This is a genomic window from Candidatus Protochlamydia sp. W-9 (genome assembly GCF_001950615.1).
In the GTDB taxonomy this organism is placed as follows: domain Bacteria; phylum Chlamydiota; class Chlamydiia; order Chlamydiales; family Parachlamydiaceae; genus Protochlamydia; species Protochlamydia amoebophila.
Genome location: NZ_BCPZ01000158.1, coordinates 1 through 25,169, shown reverse-complemented (window position 1 = coordinate 25,169; position 25,169 = coordinate 1). Strand labels below are relative to the sequence as shown.

15 protein-coding genes and 1 tRNA gene are annotated in these 25,169 nt (G+C 34.3%); 12 read left to right on the top strand and 4 right to left on the bottom strand.

All coding sequences use genetic code 11. The features are described 5' to 3' along the window. Positions 1-1,210: 1,210 nt before the first annotated feature. From rpsO to BU804_RS05060, 4 genes are all read left to right on the top strand, one after another. Positions 1,211-1,480 carry a 30S ribosomal protein S15 gene (gene rpsO, locus BU804_RS05080; protein WP_011175194.1) on the top strand — a complete coding sequence of 90 codons (270 nt, stop codon included), beginning with the start codon at positions 1,211-1,213 and terminating at the stop codon, positions 1,478-1,480. 608 nt (positions 1,481-2,088) lie between these two features. Further along, on the top strand, positions 2,089-4,182 hold the full coding sequence (pnp, locus tag BU804_RS05075) for a polyribonucleotide nucleotidyltransferase (protein ID WP_075883241.1): 2,094 nt from the start codon (positions 2,089-2,091) through the stop codon (positions 4,180-4,182). Positions 4,183-4,851: 669 nt separating this feature from the next. Then, the gene (locus BU804_RS05065; RefSeq protein ID WP_075883259.1) at positions 4,852-5,595 is read left to right on the top strand and encodes a glycosyltransferase family A protein; all 744 of its coding nucleotides are present in this window, start codon (positions 4,852-4,854) and stop codon (positions 5,593-5,595) included. A gap of 9 nt (positions 5,596-5,604) precedes the next feature. Next, positions 5,605-6,351, top strand: a complete 747-nt coding sequence (locus BU804_RS05060) for a glycosyltransferase family 2 protein (protein ID WP_075883239.1) — start codon at positions 5,605-5,607, stop codon at positions 6,349-6,351. A gap of 383 nt (positions 6,352-6,734) precedes the next feature. Here the strand turns inward: BU804_RS05060 and ftsH are convergent, their stop codons facing one another. The 3 genes from ftsH to BU804_RS05045 form a co-directional block, all read right to left on the bottom strand. Then, entirely contained in the window at positions 6,735-9,485 is a 2,751-nt protein-coding gene (ftsH, locus tag BU804_RS05055) for an ATP-dependent zinc metalloprotease FtsH (RefSeq protein WP_075883238.1), read from the bottom strand. Between the two features lie 326 nt (positions 9,486-9,811). Further along, a complete protein-coding gene (gene tilS, locus BU804_RS05050; protein WP_158025027.1) occupies positions 9,812-11,152 on the bottom strand; it encodes a tRNA lysidine(34) synthetase TilS in 1,341 nt (446 codons plus the stop codon). A gap of 10 nt (positions 11,153-11,162) precedes the next feature. After that, entirely contained in the window at positions 11,163-11,498 is a 336-nt protein-coding gene (locus BU804_RS05045) for a DUF4339 domain-containing protein (RefSeq protein ID WP_075883236.1), read from the bottom strand. A gap of 213 nt (positions 11,499-11,711) precedes the next feature. Here BU804_RS05045 and BU804_RS05040 point away from each other — a divergent pair, with 213 nt between their 5' ends. From BU804_RS05040 to BU804_RS05020, 5 genes are all read left to right on the top strand, one after another. Beyond that, positions 11,712-12,863 carry an LptF/LptG family permease gene (locus BU804_RS05040; RefSeq protein ID WP_075883235.1) on the top strand — a complete coding sequence of 384 codons (1,152 nt, stop codon included), beginning with the start codon at positions 11,712-11,714 and terminating at the stop codon, positions 12,861-12,863. After that, positions 12,863-13,945, top strand: coding sequence for an LptF/LptG family permease (locus BU804_RS05035; RefSeq protein ID WP_075883234.1), 1,083 nt, complete (start codon positions 12,863-12,865; stop codon positions 13,943-13,945). The genes BU804_RS05040 and BU804_RS05035 overlap by 1 nt, the downstream gene beginning before the upstream one ends. Positions 13,946-14,283: 338 nt before the next feature. Next, positions 14,284-15,552: a TolC family protein gene (locus BU804_RS05030; protein WP_075883233.1), complete on the top strand. Its 1,269-nt coding sequence runs from the start codon at positions 14,284-14,286 to the stop codon at positions 15,550-15,552. Between the two features lies 1 nt (position 15,553). Then, positions 15,554-16,366 (top strand): efflux RND transporter periplasmic adaptor subunit, encoded by an 813-nt coding sequence (locus tag BU804_RS05025; RefSeq protein WP_075883232.1) that lies wholly within the window; start codon positions 15,554-15,556, stop codon positions 16,364-16,366. Further along, positions 16,363-19,437 (top strand): efflux RND transporter permease subunit, encoded by a 3,075-nt coding sequence (locus tag BU804_RS05020; protein ID WP_075883231.1) that lies wholly within the window; start codon positions 16,363-16,365, stop codon positions 19,435-19,437. The genes BU804_RS05025 and BU804_RS05020 overlap by 4 nt, the downstream gene beginning before the upstream one ends. 80 nt (positions 19,438-19,517) lie before the next feature. On the opposite strand, the gene BU804_RS05015 is transcribed toward BU804_RS05020, so the two are convergent. After that, a complete protein-coding gene (locus BU804_RS05015; protein WP_039357316.1) occupies positions 19,518-19,718 on the bottom strand; it encodes a CsbD family protein in 201 nt (66 codons plus the stop codon). A 512-nt stretch (positions 19,719-20,230) separates the two neighbouring features. Here BU804_RS05015 and BU804_RS05010 point away from each other — a divergent pair. The 3 genes from BU804_RS05010 (at position 20,231) to BU804_RS04995 (ending at position 24,898) form a co-directional block, all read left to right on the top strand. Continuing rightward, on the top strand, positions 20,231-22,756 hold the full coding sequence (locus tag BU804_RS05010) for a bifunctional UDP-N-acetylmuramoyl-tripeptide:D-alanyl-D-alanine ligase/alanine racemase (protein WP_075883230.1): 2,526 nt from the start codon (positions 20,231-20,233) through the stop codon (positions 22,754-22,756). 44 nt (positions 22,757-22,800) lie between these two features. After that, positions 22,801-24,321, top strand: coding sequence for a carboxypeptidase M32 (locus BU804_RS05005; RefSeq protein WP_075883229.1), 1,521 nt, complete (start codon positions 22,801-22,803; stop codon positions 24,319-24,321). Between the two features lie 489 nt (positions 24,322-24,810). Then, positions 24,811-24,898: transfer RNA gene (locus BU804_RS04995), tRNA-Ser, on the top strand. The last annotated feature ends 271 nt before the right edge of the window (positions 24,899-25,169 follow it).

The window sequence follows — 25,169 nt, the reverse complement described above, 5'->3', positions numbered from 1 at the left end:
TTTATTCGTAGGAGATATTTAATTGAATATTTGCAAAAGAAAAAACCAAGCGGTAAATAAATGATTACCACTTATTTATCACATTGAAATCCATCAGCATCGCTATTTTTAGGTAAATAATTAAAAATTGGGAAGTTTGAGCTAGGGAAATGGAAAACGTAAAATATTGTTCTTATTTAATCTGTGGTGGATATTTAGAAATGTTTATCTTATCTTTTTGAATTAGGTTTAGTAAATCATTAAGTTTACGCTATATTTTATCATATCTTGTAAAATTAGTTTTTTTATGCAAAATCGATGGTAGATAGTATTAAAATTGAATACGCTGGAAAAAATTTAATACAAATCTCCGATCTAAGGGTTAAATCTTCTAAAAGACAAGCTACTAAAGTTGCATATTCGATTAACAAAGGCGAAACCCATTACTTTTAAAAAAACATTTTGGAAAATTTTTGTTAAATAAAAAAATTAACAACTATCAATTTATTAATTTTTAGTTATTAAAAAACAATAAATAAATCCAAAATTGATATTTAGTTATATATCATTAGAAAATTTTTTTTTATACACAACAAACATTTTAGGTAAATGAGAGTGTGAAATAAAATTATTAAGCAAATAAAGTAAAGTTAAGTTTTAAATTTAGGACTATTAATTATGAACCAATATACTGACGATAAACACTCTTTTTATAATGTTAAAACCATTTGATAAAAAGAAAAGATCTAAATTGACAATTATTAAAAGGATGTCGAAATTTACCTTCTACCTAAAAATTTAAAGAAAGAGTTTAGGATGAATTACAAATGGAAAAATATCAAATATACATCAGCATCCTTTCTCAATTAGTGAGTGATGAAACGAAAGAGCTATGAAAAACAGCCTACTTATATTGAAGTTATTTTAGATACAAAAATTTAATTATTTAATCATTGAGATAAAATTATTTTTTTTGAAAAATAAATTTTTATACGTAAGTTCTTTATATAAATTTTATAAAAAAGCATATTCTTTAATTATTCTTACACAAAGATTTTAAGTTAAATTCCCTTCCACATATATTTTTAAACAACCTCAAATACTTTTCCATGTCCTTTTTTAAGATGTTTTCTTGCCTGAAAATTAAGGTTTTGTTATTATTATATTAGTTATTTACAGAAATCATGTTCAAAACATTAGCCTTTTTGGCTCTAAATACGGGGGATTCCTCATGTCATTAGACAAAGGTACCAAGGAAGAAATTACAAAAAAATTCCAATTACATGAAAAAGATACAGGGTCAGCAGACGTCCAAATCGCTATTTTAACTGAACGCATTACTGAATTAACAGAGCACTTAAAAAGAGCACCAAAAGATCATGGATCTCGCTTAGCACTTCTTAAGCTCGTCGGCCAACGCCGTCGTTTGCTGGACTATCTTAACTCAACAGATACAAAACGCTATCAAACGTTGATTAACAAACTAAAACTGCGAAGATAATTTAATCTTTAAAGTCAGCAAAAAGGGGCAGCTTTAACTGCCCCTTTTTGCTATTAGGACTCTTGCATAAAACAACCTTGTTAAAGTAAAGTTTAAAATTTGCAAGAAGCCATATAAGGAGAATTAGCAATTCTTAGAAAGAAATTGTGAAAATGAAATAGAAATCAGAAAATGTTCTTTAAAAGCTTTTGAAGTGCGTTTTCTGAGTTCTATTCCTGTTTAATTTCTTGGGTCATACCAATTCTTTTATCCTATTTTTTTCTAGGATTATCAACTTGGATTAAAAATTTTATAGAAATTGCCATGGGCTAAATTCATTGGTTCTATTAGGGTAGCTCAAGCTATTTCTAATAATATCAAGTTTTTGATAAGATAACCCTTGAAAATAAAATAAATTTCTTAATTCAAATAGACGCTAACTCCTCCCATAGATTCTTGCAAATTTCTTACTGGGAATAAATAACAGTTTTTCTTTGGAAAAACAAGGATCCAATAAGAGCTAGGCTAAAAATTTTTGGTCATAAACAATATTTTTTCCTCTCAAAAATGCGTATAGAATTTTCAATTTTGATTTATTAAAATTTCCTTTTTTTATGGAGTATTATTCAATGCAACGTGAAACTATTTCAGTTCCTGTTGGTGCACAAGAAATTATTTTTGAAACAGGTAAAATTGCTCGTCAAGCTGGAGGAGCTGTTGTTGTCCGATGTGGAGAAACAGTTGTCTTCACAACGGCTTGTGCCGCCCCAAATGCTGATTCTACGACCGATTTTTTACCTCTTCGTGTTGATTATCAGGAAAAATTTTCGTCAGCAGGTAAAACACTTGGTGGATTTATTAAAAGAGAAGGTCGCCCGACTGAGAAAGAAGTTCTTGTTTCTCGTTTAATTGATCGTCCTATTCGCCCAATGTTTGAAGAAGGTTATTACAATGAAGTTCAACTTCTCTCTTTTGTTTGGTCTTATGATGGAATTAACTCACCAGAACCTCTAGCAATTTGTGGAGCTTCTGCAGCTCTAGTCATTTCCGATATTCCTCTTATTAAACCTATTGGAGCTGTACGTATAGGGTTTATTGATGCTCAATTTATCGTCAACCCAACTATAGAACAACAAAAGCAATCTAAACTAGATTTGTTGATAGCCGGAACCGAGGAAGCTGTTTTAATGATTGAAGGCTTCTGTGATTTCTTAACAGAAGATCAAGTATTGGAAGCTATTGAAATAGGTCATCGCAGCATCAAAACGATTTGCCAAACTCTTGAACAGTGGCGTGAAAAAGTGGGTAAACCAAAAAATCGCGAAACACTTAGACAATTACCAAAAGAATTGTATGCAGATGTAGAATCAATTGCGAATTCCCTATTAGAAAAAGCACTCCGAATCTGTGAAAAGCAAAAACGGGAAGAAGCCCTAGCTGAAGTCACCAAGGCTGTCAATGATTGTTTGATGCCAGAAAACGAAGAGCCTAAATACCCAGCCAAACATATCGCTTATGTCATTAAAGACGTCTCTTCTAAAATGATGCGTCAAATGATTTTAAATGAAAATATTCGTTCCGATGGAAGAACATCAACAGATATTCGATTTATTGATATTGAACAAAGTCTTCTCCCTCGTGCTCACGGAAGCTCTTTATTTACAAGAGGTGAAACACAAGCATTAGCTGTATGTACATTGGGCGGTGCTTCAATGGCACAACGATTTGAAGATTTAGAAGGAGAAGGTAACAACCGGTTCTACTTACAATATTCTTTTCCTCCTTACTCAGTCGGAGAAGTAGGAAGAGTTGGGGCTCCGGGAAGACGAGAAATCGGACATGGAAAGTTAGCGGAAAGAGCTTTAATGGCAGTCATCCCCACGAAAGAACAATTTCCTTACACAATCCGTTTGGAATCTAACATTACAGAATCTAACGGGTCCTCTTCTATGGCAACTGTTTGCGGAGGCTGCTTAGCGCTCATGGATGCAGGTGTGGCTATTAAACGTCCAGTTGCAGGAATCGCAATGGGACTAATATTAGAAAATGAACGCTTTATTATCCTATCAGATATTCTGGGAATTGAAGATGCACTCGGTGACATGGATTTCAAGGTAACCGGAGATCAAAACGGCATTACTGCTTTCCAAATGGACATCAAAGTAGAAGGCATTACCATTGAAATTATGCGGGTTGCTTTAAAACAAGCTAAAGAGGGTCGCATCCATATCCTAAATAAGATGCTAGCTGTATGCCCAACGTATAAGGGTGAAATGTCTCGTTATGCACCACGCATTGAAACGATCCAAATTAAACCAAGCAAAATTGCAGTTGTTATCGGCCCAGGTGGAAAACAAATCAGAGCAATCATCGAACAGACAGGTGTTCAAATTGATATTGATGATACGGGTCTTGTTAACATTGCTGCCACAGATTTAGTAAGCATTGAAAAAGCAAAAGCCATTATTCATGGTCTGACCGCTGAAATTGAGATTGGTAGAATTTATTCTGGAAAAGCCATTTCTATTGCACCCTTTGGTGTTTTTGTGGAAATCCTTCCCGGTAAAGAAGGCCTTTGCCATATTTCTGAATTTGATGTAAATCGTATCAACAGCTTAGATGAATTTGTAAAACAAGGTGATATGCTCATGGTAAAAGTTCTCGATATCAACGAACGAGGACAAATTAAATTGAGCCGCAAAGCCACTTTACAAAGTCAATAGCTTTTCTTGTATGGTGCTGAACAAATTCAGCACCATTTATCCTTCTTTTATAAAACTCATAAACCACGCTAATGTCTACAAGCAAAAATATACTTGATCAAAAGTAAGAAAGGGCAATTAAACTGCTCGTTTATTCATAAGAGATAAGTTTATTGCTTTACAGATCCCAAATATTTTTAAGGAAATGCGGCAACCCTTTAAATAAAAAAAGCTCTTCTTGATAACTTTCAAAAAAACTTTTTGCTTTAATGGTTAAAGTTCTCGACTTAAGTTTTTTAAGGGCCGATCCATGAATCTTTAGGGGTAAATAGTGTAGATTTAGCCAATTATTTTTCATTAGTCGCTATGGGTATGAACAACTATTTCATTTGCGACTACAATCGGCCGGCATCGAACATTACAGTTTAGGACTACCTAATTATTGTATTTATTCAAACATTTTTAGATGTATTTGTAAGCAATTTATTAATTTTTTTAATTAATCTAATTTTTTTTAATAAATGAAAATAAGAAAAAATAATACCTAAAAAAATTTTATTTTTTAAAAAATTATGCCTTAACGATTTTTTTGTTATTTGTCACGATCCTATCTAGAAATCTATGTTGCTATTTTATTTTTTATCTCCCATGTTGAGGTTAAATAAAAATAACCCAAGCTTTGAGCAAAAAATGAAAGGACGTTTAAAAGTTGTTGTTCCTTCTTTTAATAGTGTTTCATACTTAGATAAAACGCTTCAGTCAATTGAAAATCAAACGATTAGAGACGTGGATGTTTGCGTGATTGATGATGCTTCTACTTTACCAATGCAACGCTCTTTAATTGAAAAATACTGTACGAAAAATGGATGGCTGCCTCTTTTTCATCAAAAAAACCAAGGAGCCCTTGTTAGTATTAAAAATGGAATAGAAGCTTTGAACTGTGATCGGGAAGATATTATTGTAATTATCGATGGGGATGATTGGTTGGCTGATCATCTCGTTTTTTCAACACTTTTAGAGGTTTATGAGTCCCCTTCTGCTTACTTAACTTACGGCTCCTTTGAAACCTTTCCGAAAAATTGTTTAAATATCACTTATGCAGCACCGGTCAGCAAAGAAATTATTGATCAGCAACTATATAGGCAAACCCCGTGGATTTACCATCACTTGAAAACATTTAAATATCACCTCTGGAAACATCTTAAAGATTCAGATCTGCGTAATTTAAACGGAAAATATTATATGGTCACAAGCGATCGGGCGTTTTTTTACCCATTACTTGAACTTGCCGGACATCACATTCGTTTTATAGATCGCATTCTTTATATTTATAATCTTGAAAATCCTTTAAATGATCATAAAATTAGTCGAGATGAACAGCTTTTAGAGGAACATTATATTAAATCACTCCCAAAATATGCAGCTTTGCCGTAAGGTTTTTTTATGAAAGGTCAGTTTAAAATTGTCATTCCTTCTTTTAATAGCGTTAATTTTATTTCAAACACATTAGGGTCTGTTGAAAAACAATTGAACAAAAATTTTGAAGTTTGTGTGATTGATGACGCATCCACAATTCAAAAACAAAGAGAAATCATTTCAGAATTTTGCCATCGTAATCAATGGAAATCTATCTTTCATTCAAAAAATCAGGGTGCTTTAGCTAGCATTGTGGAAGCAATTCATCATCTAAATCCTCAGAAAGACGATGTTATAGTCATGCTAGATGGGGATGATTGGTTATACGATGAAAATACGCTAAACATTCTTGATAAGGTATACAGTGAAGAAGATGTTTATTTAACCTGGGGACAGTTTCAAACATACCCCCCTGATTGTTTAAAAATGAATTATGCTCTTCCCATTCCCGAATTTGTCATCGAACAACAACTTTATCGAGAAATTGTGGATATTTTTGGCCATTTGAAAACTTACAAATACCGACTTTTTCGAGAAATCAAAGATGAAGATTTACGAGATCCGGAATCAGGAGAATATTTTCGAGTCTCGTGGGATAAAGCGTTGATGTATCCAATGCTTGAAATGGCAGCTCACAAAGTTCGTTTTATTCCTGATAAACTTTATGTCTACAATATTGTCAATCCCCTAAGCGATTATAAAATCAATCGAAAAGAGCAAATCGCAGCAACAAATTTTATTAGAAATAAACCCCACTACAAACCCATCTTTTAACCACTCATTTGCTGCTAATGCTGCTTCAAATCTGGCGATCACTTAAGGCTTTTCTCCGTAATTAGTTACTTCCTTGAAATAAGTTTTCGCAAAACATAAGCAACCATAGTGTTTGCTGATATTTCCCTTCCATATCCCTTTTGTTTTTGTAATTCATGCTATAGAATTAATAACTTGTTATCAAATTTCAGGCATTTTAATTCCCTACTTAATATAAAATCAGTTTAATTATTATTCCATACGGGAAAATACTAATTGATTAGAATCTGTATATTAAAAGCTAAAAATAAAAATTTTTACCACTTAAAGCATAGATTTATTAGCGGAAATAAAAAACCCTAACCACTTTATGATTAGGGTTTAAAGAAAAGAGATAGCCCTTCTTAAGAAGACAATCCTAAAGTGTTCGGTATTGTTCCGGAATTAGAAATATCAACCTCTCTTGGAGGAGGAGGTGGTGGTGTAGCAGCTTCTTTTTTATGTAAATCTGCTGCGCGTTTTAATCTTTCACGTTTACGAACGGCATCCCAGTTATTTTTAACCACAATTTCTTGGATATCTTCACTGTCAAGTGTTTCAAACTCAATCAACATCAGAGTTAATAACTCGACCTGTTCTTTATAATCCAAAATGATTTTACGGGCAATAGTAAGTGCTTCGTCTAAAATACGGCGGACTTCGGAATCAATAGCTTGCGCAGTTTCATCAGAATAAGTTTTCTCATGATGATCACCAAAGCCATATTGACCGCCACCTTCCGAACGTTCATCATAAGCAACAGCACCTAATTTATCGCTCATACCCCACTTGCAGACCATACTGCGAGCTAATTGCGTTGCTCGTTCAATGTCTTGTTGAGCGCCGCTAGACACATCTCCGACAAAAATTTCTTCGGCGACACGTCCACCCATCAAGACAGCAAGTTGATCATGCAGTTCTTGTTTCCAATAGCTCACACGATTTTTTTTAGGAAGAAACATAGTTGCTCCTAAAGACATTCCTCTAGGTATGATGGTCACTTTATCGACAGGATCTCCGCTTTTCACGATTAATCCGACAACAGTATGACCTGATTCATGGTAAGCTGTTGTTCGTTTTTCATTTTCATCGATTTCTAAGCTTCGCCGCTCTTTTCCATACAAAACTTTGTCACGAGCTTCAATCGTTTCCTGCGCAGTGACAGCTGTCCTTCCTTTACGAGCAGCAAGTAAAGCAGATTCATTCAATATATTTGCCAAATCAGCTCCAGAAGAACCTGGGGTGCTGCGTGCAATTGCCATTAAATCGATTGAAGGATCCATTTTAATGCGTCGAGCATGAACCTTTAAAATGTCATAACGACCTTTAATATCTGGTAATCCAATAATGACTCGTCTGTCAAAACGACCTGGACGTAATAACGCTTTGTCTAATACATCTGGACGATTAGTCGCAGCCATTAAAATAACACCTTCATTCGTGTCAAAACCATCCATTTCAACAAGAAGTTGGTTTAATGTTTGCTCTCGTTCGTCGTGACCTCCACCCATTCCAACTCCGCGGTGGCGGCCCACAGCATCAATTTCATCCATGAAGATGATACAAGGAGCCGCTTTTTTTGCTTGTTCGAATAGGTCTCGAATTCGACTCGCTCCTACTCCTACAAACATTTCTACGAAATCGGAACCCGAAATAGAAAAGAATGGGCGGTCGGCTTCCCCTGCTACAGCCTTTGCTATCAATGTTTTACCTGTTCCTGGAGGACCAATGCATAAAACGCCTTTTGGAATTTTACCACCAAGCGAAGTAAATTTTTGAGGGTTCTTTAAGAACTCCACAATCTCTTGAAGTTCTTCTAATGCTTCATCTACTCCAGCTACATCCTTGAATGTAATTTTGTTATCTCCCTTATTGAGAAGCCGAGCTGGAGATTTTCCAAAATTCATTGCCGTATTACCCATTCCCTTCATTTGCCTTGCAAAAAGCATATACAAAACTAAAATTACTAATAAAACAGGTAATAAGGTAAACAAGTAGCTAAAATAATTTGGAGAGGGTTCTTCGCTTTTGAAAGTTTTTTCAAGCACAGCGTTAAGAGGTTGATCTGGGGCTCTAAAAATGCCTCCTCGATTGTGACTAAAATTAGCCCACTCTTCTTTAGCTTTGCTAAACCATTGATTGTAAACTTCAGGATCTTGTTTTTCTAAAGCTTTTGTTGAAAGCTCTTGGTTGTTAAAATACCAAATAACATTCGATACGGATTGACGAGCCTTGTCTAACTGAATTTGATTATCATCTAAGCGTGTGTTAATTTGATTATATTCATCCAACGTTTCTTTATAATTACGAACACTTCGTAGTTTGGCTAAACGAATGTGATCCTCTTCATGATTTAATTCATCGACAATAGATTTTAGGCTAACTAAAGCATGACCATAAGCAGCTAATTGTTCTGATAAAGAAGACGTTCCACTATCTGCCACTTCTTTATCAATTCCTTTAAGGGATTGTTTAATTGTTTCAGATCCAATTCCAAGAGCGGGCGAACGCAAATTTCTTAAAAGTTCATTGATTAAGTTACCTAAATTTTTTAAAGACTCTGCCGTTGGATTTTGTCGAGCAGCTTCATATTCTTTTTCCAAGCTAACCAAACTTTCGACACCAGACTTCGGTAAATTTTTAATAACCACACTCAGATCTTCTTCGGGAGTATTGTACATGTCATCGACAACAACATACCCCCCCTTAGGAATCGATAAGCCGCTTAATTGCAAAAACAAACTAGCAGCATCGAAAACTTTTGTTTTCAGAGTTTTAATTTCATCTTTAACACGTGCTTGTTCAGCTTTAAGCTCATGATTCGTGTCAAGTAACTCTAAGTATTTATAACGCGTTTTCCCTTCTTCTGTCAGCCTATCTCTAAATTTACCGCTGAAAGTCACCAAATTGTCATTTAAAGCAATTTTACGACTATCTTCCGGTTGTAAAAGCTGTAAATTGACTAAATGTTCTAACTGATAGCTAAAAGACACTTTGGCAAATTTGGTATCAATAAAATTTTGTACCATTAAGGCAAACAAAAAGGCTGCCATGAGAAACCAAACAAAGCTGTTTGAAATTCCCTTTTTAAAATCTTGCTTGTTATCGTCTGACATAATTTCCTAACATTCGATTTGACGACCTTTTCTCAATCACTATCTAGAAAAAGTCTGTACTAATAATTGCATTGGTTTGTTCATTCTACCACAGGAAGTATTCGCATTCAATAATAGACTTCTTGTAAAGTTTCTCTCGCTCATTCTAATTGATATTTTTTAGCGAACTGGTTGTAAGAATATGAGATGAAAATTTTTATGGTTTCACCACACAAACATAAACTAAATTTCAATTCCCACAAAATCCACAACTTAAGATATTTTTTAATTTACTACAACATCTCACATTGAAATCACAAAAATTCTGATATGCTGTTGTATTTTTCTTATGTAAGATAACTTAATTCTATTTGCAAACATTTTTCTCCTTCTTGCAAATTTTGTCTTTCTAAACCAGTTAAAAATTCATGAGCAATTTCATTATGTTGCCAAATTACTGGAAAAAAAGAGCGTAAAAAGGGAGGAACGTGATGCGAACTCCACCATTTATTGATTGTGGAGTGATGTCTTAAAAGTTTGGCGTGTTTAGAGGCCTGCCCTAATACATATTTACCCAAAGGAAGATATGTTTTTAAATAACCACGCCATCCATCTAACCAAGTTGAAACTTGTAAATTTTGATGATAGAAACTCTCATTCGTTTTTATCATCCATTTTCCATAATACTGAAGGCTAGAGCCAGAAATTTGCAAGTTTGGATTCTTACATGCAGATTTTTTTGAAAGAATAAAAAAATGCCCTCGATCGATAACGATTTTTTTAGTTCCCATCTCAAAACTCAGTTGGGGCTCCAACTTTTCAATTGCCTCTGATGCCCTTTGAAGGATTTGTCTAGATAGAAAAAATAATTCTTGTTCGCTGATTAAACGTAAAAGATACTTGATTTCAACTAGATCTATAGAGGAATGGTTGGCTAAGTTTAAATAGACTCCAAAAGGACCTTTAACGATCTGACCTAGTAAAGGAGACACTCGGCCTAAAAAAAAATTTTTTAATTCACTCATTTCAGATGCAATGTAAACTAATGAGTTGTCTATTTTCTTCCCAAAGGATTGATTTAAGTCTGGAATAATAGTTCGTCGCATGCGAGCTCTCATAAATCTTTCATCACAATTTGTCCCATCTTCAAACGCTTTGAGTTGATTTCCTTTCAGAAAAGCTAAGATCTCATCTTTCTGAATTCCTAGTAAAGGACGTAAAAACTGGACTTGGCCGTGCCATATTCTCTCTTTTAATCCGTCAAAATGAGACCAGTGAGATCCCTCTAAGATTCTTTTTAAAACAGTCTCCACTTGATCATTTTGTTGATGTCCTAAACAAACAGCTTGTAAATTATTTTGCAGGCAAATTTTCTTAAAAAATTTCTGGCGTTGTTTTCGACAGGCATCTTCTAAATTTCCAGCTAATTGTGAGAGATCAATTTTCAGCTGATGATAAGGAACTTGGTGTTGCTCTGCTAAATTTTTCAATATGGTTGCTTCCTTGGTACTCTCTTCACGCCAGCCATGATCAACATGAGCAACATGAAAAGAGAGAATTCCTTCTAATCGGCAAGCAAGTAAACAATAAAAAAGAGAAAGAGAGTCAGCGCCTCCTGAAAGAGCTAATAGAAGTGGTTGTGTTGATTTACAATACTTTTTGATGAATCTTTTAACTTGATTAATCACATTTAGTTTCTCATTTTTTAAGCAAATACAAGACATAAATTAAAGATAGAAGCAAAATCAAAATCCAAAGTAAGAATGGAAAAGGATCCTGTTGAATAGTTAACGTTCCCTCTTCATCAACCAATTTTGGAGATAAAGGTTCTCTTCCAATTTCGTGATTAGACGATAAAGGCTCATCCTTAAATACGAATTCCAGTTCTTTGATAAAACGTATTTGAACCCATTCCTTAAATCCCTTCTTCCAAACTAAAGTATCCGGATTAACGCGCACATCTGCTTTAAGCTCACCAGGACTAAAAGGGCCTTCTTTAAACCCATTAATGGAAATATACCATTCTTGTTTCACATTTCATCCTCACTTCTGAAAAATTGCTAGAAATCTGCTTTCTTCTTTCCTGAATAACTTGACTGCATTGAACCTGCGTTTAGTAAGCTCTATTGTATCAAATTCGGTGATTAATTAATCTAGTAGGCACATCATACCAAATTGAAAAATAAATGTATAAATAACTACTTTTTAGTTTTGCCTATAAACCTCTTCATATAGTTGGAAAAATTTGTGATCCCTATTTTGTGGCGCTACTCCATTAACCATTTTTTAAAAATTGTTTTCGCTTGCGTCTTTGCATTCATTTCGATTTTACTTACAATGCGTTTGGATGAAATCGCCAACTTCGCTGCATTAGGAGCTCCGATTTCTTACATTTTATTGTTTGCGTTTTATCAAATACCTTATATACTTCCCATAGCACTTCCTCTTTCATGTTTGATTGCCTCTCTGATTTTTGTTCAGCGCCTTTCTAATACACATGAATTAACAGCTTTACGTGCTTGCGGTTTTGCTTTAAAAGAGCTTCTTGCGCCCATTTTATTAACAGCCGCCTTTCTCACGATTTTCAATTTTTGGATAGTTTCCGAAGTCGCTACGCAAACTCACCTTCAAACAAATATTCTTAAAAGTGAACTCCGTTCGATTAATCCTTTACTGCTTCTCAATAATAAGCATCTAATGAGGCTTAAAGGGCTCTATTTTGACTCTCTAGGCCCTTCTCGGGTAGGAGAAATGGCTACCGATGCTGTTTTTGCGATTCCAAGTCAGCACCATCAAAGAATTAACTTATTCATTGCAAAACAACTTAAAGCATCTTCTTCTATTTTTACTGCTCAAGGAGCCACGTTGTTAACAACAACATCTCTCAATCAAGAGAACGCTTTTGATGACTTGTTGATTGAAAATATGAAAAAATCTACTACCCATGTTGAGGATTTTTCTCAAATCTTGCAAAAAAAAGTCTGGACTGTGAATAATGACTATCTTAAGCTCCCTTTGCTTTTAATTCGTGCTCAGGAACAGAAGCAGGCATTTCGCCAAGCAAAATTAGAAAATAAAAATCCTGTTATTGTCAAAGATTTAAAAGGGCAATTTCATAAAAGCCTTTCAGAAATCGCTAAACGGTCCTCAATTGCTTTTGCTGTGATAAGTTTCACCCTTATGGGAACTGCTTTTGGAATGAATATTAGCCGGCAACGTAAACATAAAAATTTATTGATCGTTATAATCCTAACAACATTTTATCTGACAACTTTTTTTTTGGCTAAGGGATTAGATCAACAGTTTTATCTTTCTTTCGTTTTATATCTTTTACCTCTCATCCTGATCGATATCATTTCACTTTGGACACTCAATCGAATTAGCAATGGAATTGAATAATGTTTAGAAGCATTTGGGAAAGATATTTTATCAGTGAATTTATTAAAATTTTTCTTCTTTTTTTAGTTTGTTTTTATGGTCTGTATGTTCTCATTGACTATGCAAGTCATACAAGTGCTCTTCCACATCATCATATACAGCTGCGTATACGAGAACTCATTCGCTATTATCTTTTTATTCTGGCGAGTCGAGCGGAAATTCTCATTCCGCTTGCTTTGTTGATTGCATTTATTAAAACAGTTTGTACTTTAAATACTCATCAAGAATTAGTTGCTCTGATGGCAGGCGGAATCAAACTGAAAACTTTGATGCGTCCTTTCCTTATGATTGCCTTAGCATTTGTTTGCTTACTTTATCTAAATGAACAGTTTGTTTTGCCTTCCGCCCTTAAAAAATTACGCCATCTCGAAAACGCAACAAAGCATCAAAAAAAACGGCAATTGCCGGAAATTACCGTTAAACATGTCGTTCTAGAAGATAGATCTCTTTTACTTTATCAAAATTATGATAGTGAAAAAGAAGAATTTTTTGATGTGTACTGGATTGAATCAATTGATAGTATTTATCGAGCCAAATATTTATGCCCAAATAAAGAAATACCTGTCGGTTATTTTGTTGATCATCTTTTAAGACAGCCTAACGGCGAACTATTACAACAACAGGCATATAGTCAATATGAATTTAAAAATTTGCTATTTAATCAAGAACTTTTGCAATCTGCTATTTTAGATCCTGATATTTTGCCTTTAACAAATCTATTTTTTCAACAATCCAGTCTTTTCGCCAACTTAAGTGAAAAAGAAAGCAAAATTGCGACTGCATTTTACTGGAAACTTCTCATGCCTTGGCTATGTCTGCTAGCGATTTTAGCACCAGCTCCTTCTTGCGTTCGCTTTTCGCGCCAGATACCTATTTTCTTTATTTATATTTATTCTCTATTTGGCCTAATTGCTTTTTATATGCTTATGGATGCGGCCCAAGTGTTAGCTAAAAGGCAAGTTCTTCCTCCTATTTGGGCTATAGGCTTACCTTTTATTCTTGTATTCAGCTTTTATAGTTATCGCTTTGCCCGCTTAAAATAACGATTTATCAAATGTCATGAAAATTAAAAAAATAGAATTTAAAATATATTTTTACCATCAGCTATAAAATGATAATCTCATTTTGCTTTTCAACCAAACGACTCATAAAATTTTAAAATTATTTTTTTTACCATTAGCAAAAGTTTAAATTCTAAAAAATTTAAAGTTGGTTATTTTAACCACTTCCGCTTAAATCACCTAAATTCATAAAGTATTGACACTTTCTTTTTCTTTTCAAAAATGACTTTCCAATTCACTTGTGAATAATTGTGACAACATTTAGCATCACTGAGAAACCAATTTAATTTTTGAGTCAAATCTATTTTTAAAGATTGTTTATGCATGTCTATTTTTTATTTTTTTCAGTGCTAGTAACTTTGTTATCTCCCTTGTCTCTTGTAGCTAAACTTACTTTGGAAGAATGTCAAACAATCGCTCTTGAGAACGGAGAAAAAAAGACAATTGCAGATCTTCAAGCTTTAATTGCTTATGATCGAATTGATGAAGCACGAAGCTCCGGCCGCCCTAAGTTAAATATTTATGGCGATTATATGACCTCTGGAGAAACCAAACACTGGCGACATAATACACGAAATAGACATGTCAAAGTTTCTCTTGTGATTCCAATTTGTAATTTTGGGTTAACTAAAGAGGCTGTTAAATCTCAGAAAAATCTTTATCAATCTTCTCTTCATTCTTTAGACCAAATCAAGCAAGACATTCTGCATGCAGTTAGTGAGGCTTATTTTGAATTATTAATTTTTCAAAAGCTTGAATGGATTGTTGAAGAGTCTATTCGATCATTGCATAGGCAAATCGAAGTAACCCAAGATTTTCTAAATCAAGGATTAATACATAGAAATGAAGCTTTATTATTCGAAGTTCAATTGGCGCAACTTCAACAAAATTTCATGGAAGCTAAACTTAACACGAAATTAGCGACTGAAAGGCTTAATCGATTAATGAATAAAAATTTAGATACTTTAATTGAAATTGAAGATATTTTGACTTTTACAAATCAGGAAATTTGCCTAGACAATTTAATCGAAGCGGCTAAACTTAACCATCCTCAACTTTTAGCCTTATCCGCACAAATCCAAGCAGTTAAACATGGGTATTGTTCTGAAAAAGCAACCTTATATCCGAATTTGTATGCTTTTTCCAATTACAGTAATACCTCTGATTATACGCTTCCTTATCGTCAAGGATTAGATGCAGGAATTGCTATTGATCTATCTTTGTACGATGGAGGTTATACCTACGCCAAACTCCGCAGAATAAAAAAAGAATTAAGTCAATTAGAGTGGCGTTATCGAGAACTTGAAAAAGATATCGAGTTAAATATCCGCTCCTCTTTTTTAGCCATTCAAACCGCCCTCGGAAAAATCCCCGTTGCTCAAACAGGAGTTACTTTAGCAGAAGAAAATCTCGCAATCACTCAAAATTTATTCGAAGAGGGATTGGTGACTAATCTTGATGTGGTACATGATCATGAAAATTTATTAGAAGCACGAGTAAGCTATTTTAAAACACTTTATACATATCACAAATCAAGGGCTAATTTGATCCATTCAGCAGGAATGATGCATAAAAAAGGATATCTCTAATATGTTAAATCTTCATCAAATGTTTAAAGCGATCATATTGGGCGCTTGTTATTTCTTTTTTCAACAATCTGTTCTTGCTACGGATTTCTCTACTGTTGGAAATATTTATCCTTCTTCAAAAAGTGTTGTTGGAAGTCAAGTATCGGGAAGGGTCGATCAAATTTATGTCGAAGTTGGACATGAAGTCAAAAAAGAAGATCCGCTTCTTGCTCTTGATCCAACTTTTTTTCAAATTGATGTATCAAAACAAACAAACAACTTAGAATGTTCAAAAATTGAACATACAGATGCCGAAATCAATTATCAAAGAATGAAAAGGCTTTGGGAAAAAAATGAAGGGAAAACACCTTCTATTTCGCTAAAAAAATTCGAAGAAGCAAAAACCATTTATGAAAAATCGCTTGTCTCAGTAAAAGCAAATGAAGAAGAGTTGCGAAGAGTCAAAAAACACCTTGCAGAAACAATCATTAAAGCTCCTTTTGATGGCGTTATCACTAAAAGATTTGTAGATCTAGGCGAATCCATTGCTACAGCTCCTACAACAGCTCTTTTTGAAATCCAATCGATTAGTCCTGTTTATTTAGAATTTTCAGTTCCTCAAGTTTATTTGAAATTGGTTCATATCGGTACCCCCATCCAATTTGAAATTGAAGGAACTGATCACTCAAATTACCAAGCAAAAATTGACCTCATTCACCCTTGTTTAGATGAGAATACTCGATCAGTTCGTTGCAGAGTTGTTCTAAGTAATGAAAATAAAAAATTCTTACCTGGATCCTTTGCTAAAATCATGATAAAAGGAAACTCGCTGTGAACTTACCTGACCTTTCTGTTAAAAGACCTGTTTTCATTTCCATGATTATGCTAGCTCTTGTTGTATTTGGAACGATTGCTTTTAAAGAATTGGGCGTAGATCTATTTCCTAAAATAGACTTTCCTGTGATTACAGTAATTTCCATTCTTCCTGGTGCAGATCCAGAAACAATGGAAAAATCTGTCACGGAAATCATTGAAGAGGCTGTTTCTAATATCAGTTCTATTAAGCATCTCCGTTCTACAAGTGCCGAGGGAATTTCACAAATTATCGTCGAGTTTGATTTAGATAAAAATGTCGATATTGCTTATCAAGAAGTACAAGCTAAAATTGGAACAGTTCGGCAAGAGTTGCCCAATGATTTAAAAGATATTATTATTGAAAAATTTGACATCGATTCCGCTCCAATTATGGCCGTGGTTCTTTCGGGAGATCAACCTATTGAAGAACTTTCGAAAATTGCTAACAAAACAATAAAAGACTCTCTGCAGCAAGTACCAGGTGTCGGTCAAATCAAGATTATTGGAAAGCAAGATCGAAATATTTGGATTTATTTGGATCCCTACAAATTGGAAGGCATGCATCTGTCTGTTCAAGATGTGATGCAAGCCATCAAAAATCAACATTTAGAATTTCCGGGCGGACGCATTGAAACCGGTAAAATTGAACTTCCCGTCAAAATCAAAGCTGAATTTGATCAATCTCAAAATCTTTCTTCTATTGTCGTTGCTTATCAAAATGGCTATCCCATCAAAATATCGGATATAGGTACTATAGTAGATGGATTAGAAGAGCAACGAACGCTTGCACGTTTAAATGAAAAACAAGCCATTGCTTTAGTTATTCGAAGGCAATCCGGAACAAACACAGTCAATGTCGCTCATGCAGTAAAAAAAGAGCTCGAAAGGTTAAAACCTGAATTAGCTGCTCAAGGTATTCACACAGAAATTGCGCAAGATCTTTCAGTTTTTATTGAACATTCAATCGAAGAAATTGAATTTCACTTACTTTTTGGAGGCGCCCTAGCCATTTTGATTGTTTTTCTTTTTTTAAGAAACTTTCGCATCACATTGATTAGTGCTCTTGCTATTCCCATCAGTGTCATGGCAACTTTTATGCTGCTTAATTGGATGAATTTCACTTTAAATACAATGACAATGTTGGCTCTTTCTTTATCAATCGGGATTTTAATTGACGATGCAATTGTCGTCGTAGAAAATATCTTCCGCCATTTTAAACAAGGTAAAAATGCAGAGGAGGCCGCTAAAATTGGAACCCAAGAAATAGCTCTTGCAGCCTTTGCGATTACGATGTCTATTGTAGCGGTTTTTTTACCCGTCGCATTTATGAAAGGAATGATTGGACGTTTTTTCTACCAGTTTGGTCTCACTGTCACATTTGCAGTTTTATTAAGTCTTTTTGTTGCATTTTCTTTAACTCCCATGCTTGCTGCAAAATTTTTAAAACCATCCGAATCGAATCATTTTTTGTCAAAATGGATTGGAAAAGCTTTATATTGTTTAGATCAAATTTATGAATCTCTTTTAATAAAAGCTTTAAAATTTTATAAAACTTCTTTATTTATCGCTTTTTTTTTATTAGGAATGACTATCTACTTAAGTCAATATATTCGATCAGAATTCGTTCCACTAGAAGATCAAAGTGAATTTTTCATCAATGTTCGAACGCCTCTTGGATCATCTTTATCTGTCACCGACCAAGCATTAAAAAATATCCGTGCTCAAATACAAAACAATGATTGGTTTAAATATAGCTTCTCTACCATCGGTAATGACAGCTTTAACAAAGTTAATGAAGGCGGTATTTATGTCAAAATGACAGATAAAGGAACAAGAACAATTTCTCAAATGGATGCGATGAAATGGGTGAGAGAAAAGTTAACGAATCTCGAAAATATGAAAATCAGCGTTGAACCTGTGGAAGCCATTTCTGGTGGCGGAGCAAGAAACGCAGCGATTCAATTAGATATTAAAGGGCACAACTTAGGCAAAATTGATGAAATTGCTCAAAATCTTATCACAATTTTACAAGGCTATGAAGGTTACGTTGATTTAGATACTTCTTATGAAAAAGGCAAACCTGAAATAGAAATACATATTAAACGGGATCAAGCTTTTGCATTAGGTGTTGCTCCTTCTACCATTGCTCAATCAGTGAAACCTTTAATTGGTGGATCAGATATTAGTAAGTTTAGAGCAGATGGAGAACGCTGCAACATTACTGTTCGTTTAAAAGAAGCTTTTAGAAATAAAACTAAAGATTTACTTAATTTATCTGTTCGCAATGAACAAGGACAATTAATGAAACTTAATCATTTCATCGATGTACAGGAAAAGCAAGGCCCTGTTCAAATTGATCGCTATAACCGATTTAGGATAGTTTCAGTTTATAGTAACTTACAAAGCGAAAAAAAAGTCTTAGGTGAGGCTATTAACGAAATTCAATTAGCGATTCAATCCATGAACCTTCCTGCAGGCTATAGCGTCCAGCTTTCTGGCCATGCTGAATCCATGAACGAATCATTTGAAAATCTTCTCTTCGCACTTTTTCTAGCCCTTGTCGTTGTATACATGGTTTTAGCGTCGCAATTTGAAAGTTTTATTCAACCCTTAATCATTATGCTTTCAGTCCCCTTTTCAATGATCGGAGCTCTAGGTATTTTGGTTATTACTCAATCAACCTTAAGCATTTTTACTATTATAGGAATCATTATGCTAATGGGAATGGTGACAAAAAATGCGATCCTTTTGATTGATTATATCAATTTGCTTAGATCAAAAGATGGCTTGGATATTCGTACAGCGATTTTACGAGCTGCCCCCACTCGTTTGCATCCAATCATGATGACAACGTTGGCTATGGTATTTGGAATGTTACCCATTGCATTGAGTAACGGGCCCGGCTCTGAGTCGCGGGCTCCCATGGCTTTAGCAATTATTGGAGGATTAGTATCTTCGATGTTTTTGACTTTAATCATCGTACCAGTCATGTACTACATGCTAGATAATGGAATAAACTTTTTTACCAACTTATTTAAACGAAAAAAATAACAGAGACGCAAAAAATAACAAAAATAATTCAATAAAGTATAAGGGTCGGCTTAAATAAATTTAGAGCCGACCCTTATAACCTATCTATGCTTATCTTGGAAATCTTTCCATTCTTTTTCAGCCTGCTCTTTACTATAACCGTATAAGCTTTGAAGCTTACCAAGCAATTGCTCTCTTTGTCCATTGATTTCTGTCAAATCATTATCGGTTAGCTTGCCCCATTTTTCTTTGACTATTCCTTTAATATTTTTCCATTCCCCTTCAATCTGATCTTTATTCATTTTTTTCTCCTTTTTTTATTACTTCTTTGATTCTAATCTTGCTAATAATCCTCAATGACAGAACTGAGATGTAAATTGACACAATGTTTTAAAATATTAGTGTTTTCAACGATTCCCACGCTATGCTGAACTTTATCTTGTTTAATGCTATGCAACGTCATAGCAACTTCTGTTACAACCGCTTGAATCACCTCTTCAATTATTTTTCTTCACTAATCGCTTCTACAACTTTTGTCATAAACATGAGAAGAAACTTCCTAAAAACTAAAATTGCATCATTATTTATCCTGAGCTTTTCTTATTAAAATAACCACCCTAACTTGCAATTTTTATAGTTCATTAAAATCTGCAATTTGCTTCTGAATGTAGAAAAGAGATAAAATCCCCTTAAATCAGGTTTAAAAATATAAAAATTTGCTAAAAATAAACCAAAAAATGATAACCTTTATTTTTCGGTGCTGCTCGTTAACCGATCTTTGGTTCATATATTTATTTTTTGAATGACATTTTTTATGGATGCGTTTGATTTAAGACAATGGGACGGATTTAACCAGGCTGGAGGGGAAGCAGAATTTCCAGTAATTATTGATCAAATTATTATTGATTCCAGACACGTTAATTCTCCCAATGCCTTGTTTGTAGCATTAAAAGGAGAAAAACAAGATGGTCATGATTTTGTCCAGCAGGCGGCAGAATTAGGAGTAAAATATGCGCTTGTTTCTGAACAGTGGACTCCCCCTTTTAATCTTAAACCCATTTTTTTATTAAAAGTAAAAAGTCCTTTATCAGCTTTACAAGAAGTAGCTAAAGCTTACCGCTTGCAACTTCCAACGAAAATCATTGGTATTACGGGGACCTATGGGAAAACGATGGTTAAGGATCTTTTGTTCCAACTTTTATCCACAGAAAAAAATGTGTGTGCTTCTCCTGGGAGCTTTAACAGTCAAATCGGAGTTGCTCTTAGCCTTTTAACCATTCAAAAAGACCAAGAATTGGCGATCATTGAAGCCGCTATTTCAAAGAAACAGGAAATGGATATATTAGCAGACTTAATCCGTCCAGACCACACTATTTTAACGCCTATTGGAAAAAAACATTTAGCTACTTTAAATGATATTGATACTATAACTTATGAAACCCTTAAGTTAGTTTGGGCGACATCTAAAACCGGATGGGTGCTCCTTCCCAATGACATCTATCAACAGTTCCACTTAAAAAATAATTTACTTTCTTCGTATATATGGGACCGAGACTCAAAATGTCTTCCCCATGCCATTCCCTTTTCCAAAAATTCTCCCTTCGCCTCTCATTATCAACTAACATTTCCTGATTCATCCCGATACGAACAGCAAATGACAAATGGCTATTCCTATTTTTTGAATTTAATCAATATCACTTCTAAAGCAGCCTGGTTAAGTGGAATTAAAGCAGAAAACATTAAGAAAATATTCGAGTACTACTATCCTGAACCCTCTCGAACTGAAATCTGGAAATCCCCTATAGGAGCAACTCTCATCAATGAAACGTCCTGTTCAGACCCACATTCAATTGATCGTGCTCTTAGACATTTTGATCATGCTGCTCCTTCTCAACGCAAAATTTTCATTTTTGGAGGAATGAAAGGCAATATTTCTTTTGCCCAAAACTATTATACAAAAATTGGTAAAACGATCTCTAAAGCACACCTTCAACATTTGTTATTATTTGGTCATCAACCTTTTAAATCTCTCATTGATCAGGTCAAAAAAATATCACCTGAAACAGAAATTTTATGTTTCAAAAGGTGTGAAGAAGCTCTTAATCATCTCCAAAAAAATCTTCAATCACAAGACCTCATCTTGATTAAAGGAGATCGTAAAATTCCTTTTGAAATCTTACCAGAAACTTTTAATGGAAGCTCAAACAATAATCAATGCATTATTAACTTAGCAGCGATCAAAAACAATTTAGACATGATTCGCACTAAAATAACTCCTGAAACCCGTTTAATGGTTATTATAAAAGCATTCGCTTACGGAACAGATGATATCCAATTAGGAAAATTTTTAAGTTCTTACGGCGTTGATATTTTAGGTGTTTCTTATGTAGAAGAAGGCGTAGCCCTTAAACGAGCAGGTATTACTCTTCCTATTTTCACGATTAATGCCGCCCAATATGAAATTGCTAAAGTAGTCAAATGGGAACTTGAAGTAGGTGTCAGCGATGTTAATTTTATTTCAGCTTTAGCTCAAGAGGCAAAAAAGAGCAATAAATGCATTAAAGTACATTTACATATTAATACAGGAATGGGTCGTTTTGGATGCCGTCCTGAGGAAGCGCTAAATCTCGCTTTGTTAATTACGTCTTCTTCGCATTTAATTTTAGAAGGGATCATGACTCATTTTGCTTGTGCAGATGATCCTTGTCATGATTCTTTTACACAAGAGCAGATTCAATGTTTTGATTCTGTCATTGAACAATTAAAAAAACATTGTATCCAAGCAAAATGGACGCATGCAGCTAATTCCAGCGGCACCATTCGCTTTTCTCTTCCTCAATATAATATGGTTCGTATAGGTCTAGCGACTTATGGTCTTTATGGTTCTGATGCTGTCAAACAAGCTTTAGATTTACGCCTGGCCTTATCTTTAACATCTCGTATAGTTGGGATTAATCACTGTCGTAAAGGGGAAACCATTAGCTATGGTCGAAACTACCTAATAGAAAAAGAAAATCAAACAATCGCTGTTTTACCCGTCGGATATTTTGACGGTCTACATCGTCATTATAGTGGAAAAGCTCATGTGTTAATTCATGGAAAAAAAGCTCCTATGGTGGGATCGATTTGCATGGATTATATGATGGTTGATATTACAGATATTCCTCATGCGAATATTGGAGATAAAGTTCTTATTTTCGGAGAAGATGAATATGGACATTATCTTTCCCCTGAAGAATTAGCGATGAATGGAAATTCAATCGTTCATGAATTGATTACATGCTTAGGGCCACGTATTCAACGTATTTTTATTTATGAAGAAGGAAGCCAAGTTCGTTGATCAATGAATGCGGATAAATGATTAGGAAACAGGAAGGATTTCGTATGAGTAAAACTCAAAAAGAGTATCAAAAATTGCATGTACTTAGTAAACACGCACGCATTCTACAAGGGATTTCTTCTCATTTAGATTGGGACCAAGAAACCTATATGCCTTCTGGTAGCGCAGCTATTCGCGCAGAGCAACTTAAAACAATGGCGGGTTTAATTCATCGAGAAAAAACAAGTCAAAAATTCGCAAATACCCTTTCTAAACTTATCGATCTTTCTAGCGGCGAATTGATTGCACAAGACCTCACGCCTGCGCAATCCTCTGCTGTTAAAGAATGGCGTCGAGATTATTTGCAAGATACTGCCATGCCAGCAGAATTCGTTGAAGAGTTTGCTCAATTAACTTCTCAATCTGTTTTGGCTTGGCGCAACGCAAAAAAAACAAATTCCTTTCAACAATTTGCCCCTTTTTTAGATCGTGTGGTTACCATGAATCGGAAAAAAGCCGATTTATTAGGTTATCAGAATCATCCATACGATGCTCTGTTGGATTTGTATGAACCTAATATGACTACAGCAGAAACGAAGCAAATTTTCGACAAACTCAAAAATACAATAACGGTATGGATAAGAAAAATTTCTACTCAAAAAATAGAAAATAATTTTTTATTTGGAAAATGGGATCATGATAAGCAAATAGCATTTAGCCATCAAATTTTAAATGCTATGGGGTATGATTTTAACAAAGGTCGATTAGATTTTTCTTCTCATCCTTTTTCTTCTGCTAGCCATCCAACCGACAGTCGTATTACAACACGCATTCACCCGTCTTCACTTATGAGTAATATTTCGGTTATTTTACATGAAGGAGGGCACGCCTTATATGAAATGGGTTTGCCACAAAATCTTTACGGAACACCCCTAGGAGATTCTCGTTCATTAGGAATTCATGAAAGTCAATCTCGATGGTGGGAAACGAGAATTGGACTTCATAAATCATTTTGGAAACACTTTTTCCCCATTTTAAAAAATACTTTTCCAGGTCGGCTCGATCAAGTTCATTTAAACTCTTTTTATCAAGCGATTAATAAAGTTGAGCCTTCTTTCATTCGCGTGGAAGCCGATGAAATGACTTATCCTTTACATGTGATTATACGTTTTGAGTTGGAAAAAGCTTTAATCGAAGATTCAATGAATGTTCGCGAAGTGCCCGAAGCATGGAATGCAAAAATGAAAGAATACTTGGGCATAACACCTAGTCATCATAATGAAGGTTGCTTACAAGACATTCATTGGTCAATGGGTGCATTCGGATATTTTCCAACGTATACATTAGGCAATCTCTATGCAGCTCATCTTTTTGAAGCTTTTGCTAAACAATATCCTGACTGGGAACAACGTATCTCAATCGGTGAATTAGATTTTGTCAAAGCATGGTTATCCGAGCACATTTATCAACATGGGCGTCGTTACTCTAGTCATGAACTTCTCAAGTTAGCAACAGGTCATGCTTTTAATGCTAATGCATACATCCGCTATCTTCAAGATAAGTATAGTCAAATCTATCAGCTATAAAAATACCCATCTGTGCGGAATGATACTTATCGATCATTCAGCACAGATGGAAAAGCTTTCAAAAAGTAAAGAAAAAGCACCTAAACTGCTCTGGCTAAATCCAATCTTTTTTTGATTAAAATGGCTGGTACATACACAGCATATAACTGATAGATTCTAGTTCCTCAGATTGTAATCTTGGCACCGAATAAACTTTAAAAAAAGAAAAAACTCTGTAATTTGAAACATCCCACTATCAATCCCACTTTTACAAATTGAATTAAAAATATGAAATGTACTTAAATCATTTTTTAGAGAAAAAAATTTTTTTGTAGAAAAAACAAAACATAAATTATTTATTATATTTTTTTTTATTTTTAGCCAAAAAAAATAAAATTTTAAATATTCCTTTACCACATAAAAAAACATTATATAACGAAAGTTATTGACGAAATTTAGAGAAGTCTTATATATTTTATCTTTAATCAGGAAAAAATGGTTATCTTGTGCGGAAGAGTGGCAGAGTGGCCGAATGCGTCTGTCTTGAAAACAGAAGTCGGGCAGCCCCCGACCGTGGGTTCGAATCCTACCTCTTCCGTTCTTTTTTCTTTTTCCCCGCTCAATTTTTTTTCTCCGCTGGTTTTTTATCAATTTTAATGCGCCTTGAAATCATTTTAAATAAAAACAGTCTGTCAAACTATTTTCTTACGAATATTTTTTGAAAAAATATTGACTAAGATTGATTAATTTAGAAAATCCTTTTATCTTCTTTTCTTATTGTTTTAATCTTTTAATTCCTCTTTAGAATCTAACTTATCACCAATTCTATGTGATACAGTGTTAGAGTTTGTTGCAGTTTATGTAGAAAT

What these genes read in the sequence shown, in the direction of transcription:
- rpsO (WP_011175194.1), top strand. Translation starts at nt 1,211, where the DNA reads ATGTCATTAGACAAAGGTACCAAGGAAGAAATTACAAAAAAATTCCAA.
- pnp (WP_075883241.1), top strand. Translation starts at nt 2,089, where the DNA reads ATGCAACGTGAAACTATTTCAGTTCCTGTTGGTGCACAAGAAATTATT.
- BU804_RS05065 (WP_075883259.1), top strand. Translation starts at nt 4,852, where the DNA reads ATGAAAGGACGTTTAAAAGTTGTTGTTCCTTCTTTTAATAGTGTTTCA.
- BU804_RS05060 (WP_075883239.1), top strand. Translation starts at nt 5,605, where the DNA reads ATGAAAGGTCAGTTTAAAATTGTCATTCCTTCTTTTAATAGCGTTAAT.
- ftsH (WP_075883238.1), bottom strand. Translation starts at nt 9,485, where the DNA reads ATGTCAGACGATAACAAGCAAGATTTTAAAAAGGGAATTTCAAACAGC.
- BU804_RS05035 (WP_075883234.1), top strand. Translation starts at nt 12,863, where the DNA reads ATGTTTAGAAGCATTTGGGAAAGATATTTTATCAGTGAATTTATTAAA.
- BU804_RS05030 (WP_075883233.1), top strand. Translation starts at nt 14,284, where the DNA reads ATGCATGTCTATTTTTTATTTTTTTCAGTGCTAGTAACTTTGTTATCT.
- BU804_RS05025 (WP_075883232.1), top strand. Translation starts at nt 15,554, where the DNA reads ATGTTAAATCTTCATCAAATGTTTAAAGCGATCATATTGGGCGCTTGT.
- BU804_RS05015 (WP_039357316.1), bottom strand. Translation starts at nt 19,718, where the DNA reads ATGAATAAAGATCAGATTGAAGGGGAATGGAAAAATATTAAAGGAATA.
- BU804_RS05010 (WP_075883230.1), top strand. Translation starts at nt 20,231, where the DNA reads ATGGATGCGTTTGATTTAAGACAATGGGACGGATTTAACCAGGCTGGA.
- BU804_RS05005 (WP_075883229.1), top strand. Translation starts at nt 22,801, where the DNA reads ATGAGTAAAACTCAAAAAGAGTATCAAAAATTGCATGTACTTAGTAAA.